The sequence below is a fragment of the uncultured Subdoligranulum sp. genome, assembly GCF_937890665.1.
Genome location: NZ_CALADU010000056.1, coordinates 1 through 2,535, shown reverse-complemented (window position 1 = coordinate 2,535; position 2,535 = coordinate 1). Strand labels below are relative to the sequence as shown.

General features: G+C 50.8%; 3 protein-coding genes and 1 tRNA gene. All 4 read right to left on the bottom strand.

The features are described from left to right. Positions 1 to 66: 66 nt before the first annotated feature. The 4 genes from Q0526_RS03140 to Q0526_RS03120 all read right to left on the bottom strand — a co-directional run bounded on the left by Q0526_RS03140 (position 67) and on the right by Q0526_RS03120 (position 2,532). The gene (locus Q0526_RS03140; RefSeq protein ID WP_298730759.1) at positions 67 to 417 is read right to left on the bottom strand and encodes a DUF2200 domain-containing protein; all 351 of its coding nucleotides are present in this window, start codon (positions 415 to 417) and stop codon (positions 67 to 69) included. Positions 418 to 577: 160 nt separating this feature from the next. Further along, the gene (locus tag Q0526_RS03135) at positions 578 to 1,219 is read right to left on the bottom strand and encodes a CatB-related O-acetyltransferase (protein WP_298730763.1); all 642 of its coding nucleotides are present in this window, start codon (positions 1,217 to 1,219) and stop codon (positions 578 to 580) included. A 557-nt stretch (positions 1,220 to 1,776) separates the two neighbouring features. Then, on the bottom strand, positions 1,777 to 2,142 hold the full coding sequence (locus tag Q0526_RS03125) for a CD3324 family protein (RefSeq protein ID WP_366522024.1): 366 nt from the start codon (positions 2,140 to 2,142) through the stop codon (positions 1,777 to 1,779). A gap of 306 nt (positions 2,143 to 2,448) precedes the next feature. Next, positions 2,449 to 2,532: transfer RNA gene (locus tag Q0526_RS03120), tRNA-Leu, on the bottom strand. Positions 2,533 to 2,535: the final 3 nt, after the last annotated feature.

The following is a 2,535-nucleotide window of genomic DNA, read 5'->3' as shown; positions in this document are numbered from 1 at the left end:
ATTAGGCCCTTATAGGGCCTGTTCAAACCACCCGTTCAACGGGTGGTTTTGATTTTCGGCTTATCATCACTTGCGCAGGATCTTTTCCAGCGGGCGGCCCTTTGCCAGTTCGTCCACCAGTTTGTCCAGGTAGCGGGCTTTCTGCACGAGGGGGTCCTCGATGGACTCCACGGCAATGCCGCACACCGTGCCTGTGATCTTGGCGCAGTTGGGGTTGATGCAGGGGGCTTCGCCAAAGAAGGTGGCGTAGTCCACCTCCCGTTCAAGCTGGCGCTGCAGGCCCTGCGCATCGTAGCCGGTCAGCCAGCAGATGACGGTATCCACTTCCTGTCGGGTCCTGTTTTTGCGCTCGGCTTTCTGGACCAGAAGCGGGTAAATGCGTGCAAAATTCATCGTATAGATCTTGTTGGGTTCCATGGTGTTCCTCCTTGGGTTTGTATGGCACAGGACGGCCTGTTTGGAACAGCGACGCATCCTGCGGATTCCTTACGGGCGTTTGTTTTCGGTACGGAGCGCAGAATCAGAAGCCCCTGCGCGGTTGCAGCGACACCCCACAGGATTTTTGTGGATCAGCGTGTCATTCCCTTTCGCCAAACGATTGTAAACGTTCGATGCGTCCGGCTTGAATATCGGATATATGCTGCTTTATTTTTTCTTCGGGCCAATCCCACCACTTGATTTTCAGCATAGCTGAGATGGTACCTGCGGAAAAGCGTTCACGGATCGGTTTGGCGGGAACGCCACCGACGACCGTGTAAGGCGGTACGTCCCTTGTCACAACGGTTCGTGCGCCGATGACCGCACCATCCCCAATGGTAACGCCAGACAGAATCACCGCTTCATACCCGATCCACACATCGTTGCCGATGATAATATCACCTTTGTTGTCCCATGCGCTTGTGATGTTCTGCACATCCAGACCCCATTCCTCAAAAAAGATGGGGAAGGGATAGGTGGACAAGGACCTCTGCGTATGGTTGGCGCTGGTGAATAAAAATTTTGCGCCGCAGGCGATGGAGCAGAATTTCCCGATCACAAGTTTATCGTGGTTGATCGGATAATGATACAGGACATTGTTTTTTTCAAACTGCCTGGGATCATGGACGAAATCATTATATATGGTAAAGTTTCCGACAAGGATGTTGGGATCTTTCACAACACTTTTCAAATAGACCGTTTCATGGTCGTTTGTTCGGGGATAAATTTTCTCTGGGTCCATGGCTTTTCCCTCCTTTTTATTGGTCATCAGCGAGTAGCGGCCAGTCTCTTCCCGACATCCAATGCCCGGTTCAACGATCAGGGGCCTCCCCTGCCGGTCAGACAGTATGGCTTGTATGGTGGCATCCAGGGCATAGACGATCTCTGCCTGAATGAATGGGTTCTGTCAGGTCTGCGACTGTCATACAGCCGATGGAATCCTGATAGTCCCGGCCGGGTTCACTGTGAACATACAACAGCGGCCCGGCATTCCCGTTGCGGTTTACGCCATGATAGGAATAGCGTAGCCCGTCGGGCCGCAGGATGCCGATATAGAAGCGCTTTTTCTTTTATGATCCAGTGGTCCCATATGTGTAAGGTCAATGTCAAAATTGGAGCGGTGATCGTATCGTCACCTCGGTAGACGAATCGGGTGCACATAGCGGTTTCCTCCCTTGCGGATGTATGATCTACTTATATCGTACTACCGCCGCGACCCCATTTCTATCCACTGGATGATACGGAATCAATTTGTATACAATACAAAAGCAGGGCTGCATTCCTGCAACCCCTGCCGGTTCATTTTTGATAAATGATTTTACGAATGGCCGATACAGACAGGAAGTATTTTTCCGCCAACTTCTCCATAGAGGTCCCATTCCGAAACTCCTCTGCGATTTGATGGTTTCGCTGCTGTAATTCCTGCCGGTAACCGGAGACTTCTCCCCATCGTTTTTGCTGTGCCTGTTCGGTGGGAACATACAGATAGCCCCCTTGCACATAGCGTTGCAATTCTTTGACCAATGCAGCGGGAAGAAGATCTTTTGCATTGATATATTTCATGCAGGCTTCCTCCTTGAAAGAATCTTCAAGCAGCAAAGCCGGCATATAAAAGCCGCGATGATTTTTACTCCATGCAAATATCGCGATCTGCCGGCCTTGCATGGAGGGATGCTTCGTTGCGTTTTATCATGGGATACCACTTCTTTCTGTTGTGAACGCCTTTATGCTACCACGCAATGATCCACAATGCAAGGTCTTTTGGGAAAATGGCAGGCAGAAGCGGGAACCAGATACACAAAGACAAAAGTTTGAACGCATCATGTTGTCGGCTGCGTTCCCTTTTCGTCATGGAGCGAGAGGCGCTTATACCGCTGGGCCTTGCAAGAATAAGCGGTTTCGCAACGTTCAAAGAAAACAAATAAATCCGAACCCATCTCCTGCTGGAAACAAGTTCGGATTCTATCGGCTTGGTGCGGCTAACAGGACTTGAACCTGCACGTCGTGGACACTGGACCCTAAAACCAGCGCGTCTGCCAATTCCGCCATAGCCGCATA